At 29.5% G+C, this 8348-nt stretch carries 5 protein-coding genes; 3 read left to right on the top strand and 2 right to left on the bottom strand.

What is annotated here, in order from left to right; all coding sequences use genetic code 11:
- From B8T70_RS24465 to B8T70_RS21965, 3 genes are all read left to right on the top strand, one after another.
- Positions 1 to 148 (top strand): T9SS type A sorting domain-containing protein (locus tag B8T70_RS24465; protein WP_133059419.1); only part of this gene is annotated, 148 nt, incomplete at its 5' end.
- A 218-nt stretch (positions 149 to 366) separates the two neighbouring features.
- Positions 367 to 783 carry an OsmC family protein gene (locus tag B8T70_RS21970; protein WP_086896234.1) on the top strand — a complete coding sequence of 139 codons (417 nt, stop codon included), beginning with the start codon at positions 367 to 369 and terminating at the stop codon, positions 781 to 783.
- Positions 784 to 1215: 432 nt separating this feature from the next.
- Complete coding sequence (locus B8T70_RS21965) at positions 1216 to 1758, top strand: biopolymer transporter ExbD (RefSeq protein WP_086896233.1); 543 nt, start codon at positions 1216 to 1218, stop codon at positions 1756 to 1758.
- Between the two features lie 223 nt (positions 1759 to 1981).
- Here the strand turns inward: B8T70_RS21965 and B8T70_RS21960 are convergent, their stop codons facing one another.
- Positions 1982 to 5662 (bottom strand): T9SS type A sorting domain-containing protein, encoded by a 3681-nt coding sequence (locus tag B8T70_RS21960; RefSeq protein ID WP_242667542.1) that lies wholly within the window; start codon positions 5660 to 5662, stop codon positions 1982 to 1984.
- A 478-nt stretch (positions 5663 to 6140) separates the two neighbouring features.
- Positions 6141 to 7919: a 30S ribosomal protein S1 gene (gene rpsA, locus B8T70_RS21955; protein WP_039114576.1), complete on the bottom strand. Its 1779-nt coding sequence runs from the start codon at positions 7917 to 7919 to the stop codon at positions 6141 to 6143.
- Positions 7920 to 8348 lie beyond the last annotated feature (429 nt).

Raw genomic sequence — 8348 nt, 5'->3', positions numbered from 1 at the left:
AACTGCCGATGTTCAGGTATTTGATGTAAACGGTAAAAATGTTTTAACTACCAAAAATGCACAAACCATCAATACATCACAGTTCTCTACAGGGATTTATTTTGTAAAAACATCTGATGGAATTGTCAAAAAAATGATTGTGAAATAATAGGGACGATCCGCAGTGTGTCTTCGCAATGTATCTCTGTAATGCGTCTTCACCGTGTTTTTTTTCTTAACAACATCTAAAAGACGCACTGCGGTGCGTCTCTACAACCAAAATTTGATTATATTTGAGAATACAATCATTTAAAATTCAAAACAATATATAAAATTCAATTAATTGAGTTGTCATAATTATTAATAAACCCATTAAATTCAAAAAAGATGAAATTTACTAGAAAAGCACATGCCAACTGGAAAGGTACCGGAATGGAAGGAAAAGGAACTATTAGTACACAAAGCACCACTCTAGATAATGCACAACTATCATTCAAGACACGTTTTGAAAACGGTGTAGGTACCAATCCCGAAGAATTGATTGCTGCAGCTCATTCTGGCTGCTTTACAATGCAATTAAGCTTCTTATTATCAGAAGCTGGTTATATTCCCGAAGATTTGCATACAGAAGCCACTGTTACGTTTGAAGACGGCACAATAACTCAGATTAATTTGGATCTAAAAGGAAAAGTTCCAAATATCACCGAAGATGAGTTTTCTAAAACTGCTTTAAAAGCCAAAGAAATTTGTCCGATATCAAAGTTATTGAAAACGAATATTACTTTGTCTGTAAGTTTACTTTAAGAAAAAGAGAATCTAAGGTTCTTAAATTCTAAGTAACAAAGGTTCAAAAGCTTGGTTTGTCTTGAAAAAGGTACGCAGATTAAACGGATTCGCTTAGGCGAAGACATAGATAAAAACGGATTTTATTTCATTGTTTAAAAAAATCCGTTCTATCAGCGTTTTTGCTTTAGCAAATCCGTTTAATCCGCGTTACTATTTTAGATAAGTTCTCTAACTCTTCACTCTGCTCAATGTGATGAAAATTAAATATAAAAGTCCCACAGGAATGTGGGCCTTTTATATTTATATCTTGTTTTGAAATAGCAATACATAAAAAACAAATCAACTTATTTCTCTATAATATTCAAAAATTATTATATTTATGACAACCAAATAACACAAATATCTAAACTAACTCAGATTTACTTTTAAATCATTTAAAACCTCACAATCATGGAAATCTATAAAAAAGACAAGAAAGTAAGAAGCAAAAAACTAAAAGCACGTGTAGATTTAACTGCCATGGTAAGCGTTTCTTTTTTATTGATTGTATTTTTTATGGTTACAACTGAATTGGGTAAACCGAAAATTATGAGTTTAAGTTTACCCGAGAAAGATTTCAATGAAGAAGAGCACCGCGTTATCAGCTGTGGTGCAGATATGAGCCGTATTATAACCATTTTACTAGATGACAATGACAGAATTATTAGTTATTCTGGTCTTTTATATACTCCGATAACTGGTCCAAAAGAACTAAATTATGGAAAGAACGGAATCCGTCAAGAACTTTTTAATAGAAATAAAACTATTTTGGAATATTCAGCAGCAATTGGAAAACCTAAAATTGGTCCAATTGTAATTATAAAACCAAGTAAAAAATCCAATTATAAGAATTTAGTGGACATTTTGGACGAAATGGCAATTGCTAAAATTGAAACTTATGCAATTGTAAATGATTTTACACCTGAGGAATCAGAATTGTTGGCAGTCAACTAAAACTTAATATAGCAAACGGTTATTCTTCGTTCCTCAGAAAGACAAGTTTACGGATAAAACAAAATCCGTTATACTCTACGACTTTGCCTTAGCAAATCCATATTATCCACGTTACTATATAGACAAACTTCCAAACTCTACAACTTAATCAGAGCAATAAAATTAAACATAAAAAAAAGTCCCACATAACTGTGGGACTTTCTATATTATGGAAAAATAAGAATTACTTTTTAATAAACTTAGTACTTGAATTTCCTTTATCCGATTTTATTCTTATAAAGTAATTACCTGTTCTAAGTTTCGAAACATCTATTGTAGAAACTGACTTTGCATTTGGAATAGCAATAACCAATTGCCCTAAAACATCATAAACAGCAATCGATTGTATTTCGATATCCTTTGCATTAGTTATATTTAAAACCTCATTTGCAGGATTAGGAAATACTGTAAAATAATTTAAAAACTCAAAATCCTGAGTCCCTAATGTTGTTTGAAATGTAGAAGTTGCTTTATTAGTTAGTATTGGAAAATTATAATCGAAATAAATATTTGCCTCGTTTGTAAATGTATCCCCAACTACTAATGTTGGTTTTGTTTTAATTTTGAAAGCAACATAACCATCATTATTAGCGTCATCAAAAGGAAGATTGATATTCTCAAAAATGAATTCTACTTTATTTCCTTCAGTAATTTTTGTTTCAAAAGAATGACTTGAACTCGTTGTAATTAAAGTTGAAATATCAAATTTAGATAAATCAATCATATCTTTTACAACGATGTTTTGCGCAGCATAGGTTCCTGTATTTTCAAAACGAATCATATAATGTACATACTCACCTATTAGACTTGGTGTAATAACTGAACCTTCTAAACACGTTTTATCATTTGGATCGAACGATCCTACAACTGTTTGATTAAAAGCAAATATATTATCAATTGTAGTTTCGTCTGTTACAGCACCTGCTATTGTTGTTTTAAATTTTAATATATCATCAATATTTAATGCTGGTTTTTCTATTGGAGAATTTACATTTAGCGTGAATTTAATTTCGCGAGTTTCAAATGGCAATAAATTAACAAAATTCCAAGATAAATTATTAAAGGAATGAGTCACCGGTGTAGGTTTTGCAATAACGAAATCTAAAACAGCATCCTCAAAATTTAAACTTACCGAACCAGATTGTATAGTATTTCCTTTATTTTTATAGACAATTTTATATACAGCATTAAAACCTGGTCTTGCGGGTTCTAATGGTAATAAAACAACTTCTAAATCTGGATGAACACCGTTTGCAGTAATACAAAAATCTTGAGTAAATGGACTGGATTCTGTTGGAAAAGTAACTTTAGTAGTTGTTGGATAAACTTTAAAATACGCTGGGTTTTCTAGTATTGGAGTAACATTATAAGACCCCGATTTAACATAATAATTGTAATCGCCATTTTCATCAGATGCGGAACTGTTTGTTATAACTTCATTTGCAATGTTAACTTTCATATTTTGAAATTTAATATCTTCATTATCACATCCATTATTATCTAAATCTAATCTATTATTTCCTTTAATTGCATAAAACTTACCTCCTGGTTTAAATGTACAATACGAATTAACATTACAATCCTTAATATTTGCTGATAATAGTTGTGATTGTATAGCTGGAATTTGAGATTCGTCAGCACAAATGTATTTTAAATTGGGATTTTGAGTAAAATAAAGTCGGTCTTCATCTATTCCATTTTTTATCATTAATGATGACAATTGGTTTGCTGAACAGTCAAGATGCGTTAATTCGGTTAAATTGCTAAGATCCAAAGATGTTAAACTATTTGTAGAACAAATAAGTCGTTGAATTTTTGTTAACCCACTTATATTTAATGAAGTTAAGCCATTAATCTGACATTGAATGGAAGTTAATTTTGACAAATTACTAACGTTAAGCAATTTAATTTTATTAATATAACAATCTAATACTCCAAGATTTACAAAATATTCAATTCCAAGTAAAGAAGAAATATTACTTTCATTTAAAGTCAAAGAATAAACATTAAACGCTTCGCTTAATTGTATTTCTTTATCATTATTAGCATCAATTTTAAAATAAGAACCATATAAATTCCTTGCCACATAATTTTGATTAGTTGCAGATAATAATTTTGCTTTAAAAATTGGATCTGTAAAATTAATAATTGCATCACTACAAGCACCTACGCAGCTACAACTAGAATCTAATAAGACATTATTTAAACCACTTAAATCTATGCTTTTTTGAATAACATTAAAATCTATAATATCTGCACAAATATGTTTAAGATTTAAATTTCCACTTATGTCTAATTTTATCAAATCCTGATCAGGATTATTATTTTTAATAAAAATATCAGTTAAAATATTATTATATCCACAATTTAATTCTTTTAGATTAGGTAAATAGGAAACATCTATTTTTGAAAACTTTCCACTTTGACATTCAAGTTTTTGCAACTTATTTAACCCAGTTAAATCAAAAATTGATATTGGATTTGCAGAAAAATTAAGCGTTTGCAAATTTACAAATGGTAAAAAAACAAAAGAGGTAATTTTATTTCCGGAAAAATTTAAATCAATTAAATTTGTTGTAGAACCAGTGTTTAAATAAGTTATATTATTATTACTGCATTTAATAGATTTTATGTTTGTACCGTTTAATAAATCTAAAGATGTAATAGCATTGTTTGAGCAATCAATAGTTAATAAACTAGGGGCGTTTTTCATTTGAAAAACAGACAAGTATTGATTAATATTACATCTAACATTGCTAAGATTTGTAAGTCCATTTGCATACAAACCGACCAAATTATGATTATTATTAATATTTAAAGTCTTTAAGTTAGTTAAATCATCAATTTTTAATGTTGAAAAAATACTGTTCCATTGTACAGTCAAATCTTCTAAATTAACCAAACTGGTTAAATCTATTGTTCCTCCAATTTGAGTGTTATCAATAGTTAAACTTTTTAAGTTGGTAAAATACTTAATTGTATTAATTGACTTAACATTTTGAGCTATACTCATTGTAGTTACTTGTAATGCTTCAGAAAATTGAATTTCACCATCAAAATTTAAATCAATAGTTGTATTATTTAAAATAGAATTTTTAAAATTTTCATCATCAAAACATATGGTTCCTTCCACACATGGAGGTAAAGCACAAGAATTTACTACTGCAACATTAGCAATTCCATATTCTGCTAATTTATTTTGAATTAATGAAATATCACTTTGATATGCACAAATAGAGTTTAAATTTAAATTATTATTAAACTCTAGAGAACTAAAAACGTTATATAGACGATTTAAAAATAAAGTTGAAATGTTATTATTTGAGCAGTTTAAATTAGTTAATGCGTTTATATCTGAAAAATATAGTGTAGTCAAATTATTATAACTACAATTAACGTTAGCGATATTATTGGTATTATCTCTTTTTATAAAATTCAATTGATTATTAGAACAATCAAGAGTTGATAAAGAAGTCAGATAAGTTAAAAGCAAAGATTTTAATTGTGAATTATTATTTATTTTTAAAATCTTTAATGAACCAAAATAGGAAAGACTTATTTTAGTTAAAGAAGTATTTTTAATACTCAAGTTTTTCAATCCTGAAAAAATATTAGAATTAAAACCTTCTAAAGAGCTAATATTTCCATCCAAATATAAATCATTAACTACTCTAGCTTCATCATAATCAATCTCATTATCATTATTTGTATCAACATCACTATCGGCTATACCATCATTATCAGTGTCGACACAATTTGTAGAAATCAAAATATTTTTTAAAACTGCATCAGAAAAATTAATAACCTGTGCACTCAAACCATTAAAAAAGCATAAAGCCAGAATTAAAAAGTAGATTTTTTTCATATAGTTATTTTTGAACAAAAATAACTTTTTAAGACAATAACACAACTTTTTTTGTTAAAATAAACCAAACAAACCACATCGCCATTTAAATACCAAGAATCCTTCGTTGTAATCCACGTTATTATTTAAGTAATGATATTCTAATGAAAATGATTCTTATAGCCCTGATAGTAACGACATCCTTTTTATTTTTTCTTTAAAAATAAAAAGATATAGTGGATAGCAGGAAATAGCTCCTGAAAATTCAAATTCCGAATTTAAAAACTCCAAATTCCAATTATTTAATGCTCTCGACTTCGTTTAAACTTACAGTATTAATTTTCAATAGAAATGCGCTTCTTTCGAAGCCTCGGGACGCTCAGTGTGACAATCTAAAACTTGAAACAAAGAAAAACTTAAAACCTGAAACAAAAATATAAAGCACAAAAAAAAGTCCCACATTGCTGTGGGACTTTCTATATTTAGATAAACTTAAGAATTATTTTTTCTCAGTTTTTTCCATTTTAGCTTTCAATGCAGCTAATACATCATTGTTATCTCCTAAAGTTGCAGCTGGTGCATTTGTAGATGAGTTAGATGAAGTATTTTCAGTTGCAGCTTTCACGTTTTTCTCTTCTTCTTCACGGAAGATAGCAGTGTGAGAAGCAACTACTCTTTTGAATTCTTTGTTAAATTCGATTACTTTGAAATCAGCAGTATCACCTTTTTTCAATTTCTTTCCGTCTTCTTTTTCAAGGTGACGAGTAGGAATGAAAGCAACGATATCATCTCCGAATTCTACAGTAGCTCCTTTATCAACGATTTCAGAAATTTCACCATTGTGGATAGTTCCTACAGCGAAAGAATCTTCGTATTGATCCCAAGGATTAGCAGTAGTTTGTTTGTGACCTAAAGATAATTTACGTCCTTCAACATCTAATTCTAATACAACTACATCAAGTTTCTCACCAACATTTACAAATTCAGATGGGTGTTTGATTTTCTTAGTCCAAGAAAGGTCAGAAATGTAGATTAATCCATCAATTCCTTCTTCTAATTCTACGAAAATACCAAAGTTTGTAAAGTTTCTAACGATACCTGTATGTTTAGAACCTACTGGGTATTTAGAAGTAATATCAGTCCATGGATCTTGAGTCAATTGTTTGATACCTAATGACATTTTACGGTCATCTCTATCTAAAGTTAAGATAACAGCTTCAACAACATCTCCAACTTTTACGAAATCTTGTGCAGAACGTAAATGAGTAGACCATGACATTTCAGAAACGTGGATTAAACCTTCAACACCTTCAGCAACTTCGATAAATGCACCGTAATCAGCGATTACAACTACTTTACCTTTTACTTTATCACCAATAGTTAAATTAGCATCTAAAGCATCCCATGGGTGAGCGTTTAATTGTTTCAATCCTAATTGAATTCTTGTTTTCTCATCATCGAAATCAAGGATTACAACGTTTAATTTTTGGTCTAATTCAAGAACTTCACTTGGGTGGTTGATTCTACTCCAAGAAAGGTCAGTAATGTGAATTAATCCGTCAACACCACCTAAGTCAATGAACACACCATAAGAAGTAATGTTTTTAACAACACCTTCTAATACTTGTCCTTTTTGTAATTGACCGATGATTTCTTTTTTCTGTACTTCGATATCAGCTTCGATAAGCGCTTTATGAGATACAACAACGTTTTTGAATTCGTGGTTAATTTTTACCACTTTGAATTCCATCATTTTGTTTACATATACATCGTAGTCTCTAATTGGCTTAACGTCAATTTGAGATCCAGGTAAGAAAGCTTCAATACCGAAAACGTCAACGATCATACCACCTTTAGTTCTGCATTTTACAAAACCATTAACGATTTCACCTGTTTCGTTTGCAGCAATAACTCTATCCCATGATTTAATAGTACGAGCTTTTCTGTGAGATAATACTAATTGACCTGTTTTATCCTCACGGATGTCGATTAATACTTCTACTTTATCACCAACTTTTAAGTTTGGGTTGTAACGGAATTCGTTTAAAGAAATAACACCTTCCGATTTTGCGTTGATATCAACGATAACGTCTCTATCTGTAATTCTAACAACTACACCTTCTACTACTTCTTCTTGATCTGTAGCGATGAAAGTTTTTGATACTAAGTCTTCGAATTCTTGTAAGTTTTTCTCATCTACTGCATCGATACCTTCTTCGAAGTTATGCCAGTTAAAATTTGCTAAAAACTCTTCTTGTGATTTTAATTGTTCAGACATGCTGATAAAAAATTTGTATTCTGCTTTTCTTGAGTTTCATAAAGCGATAGAAAAAACAGAAGTTGTTTTACATAAATAGTTGATACCTAATGGAAACTCTTCTCTGCCAAAAGGTCTGCAAAATTAATACATTTATTTGTAATAGCAAAACAATTCCAAATGATTATCAGCCAATTGTTCAGAAGCATCAAATTTAAGGGCTTTCAAGGCCTAAAGTCCCGCTATTCGTTACAATCTTTTGTGCCGAACCCCGGCACAAAAGTATTTTCACTTCTATCGGGGCTAGATTAGAGGTTTTGTAGTTTTTAAGAACTTTAAAAAGTTTAAAACCGAATTATCATGCGCAGCTACCTTTGTCAAAGTTTCAAACCAAGGCTGTAAGGAACTTGGTTTCATGTATTAAATGTTTCTAATTTAGTAGGATCTCCA

Source organism: Flavobacterium sp. AJR (assembly GCF_002156885.1).
In the GTDB taxonomy this organism is placed as follows: Bacteria; Bacteroidota; Bacteroidia; order Flavobacteriales; family Flavobacteriaceae; genus Flavobacterium.
Note: the sequence above shows the minus strand (reverse complement) of the source record. Positions and strands in the feature narration are given on the sequence as shown.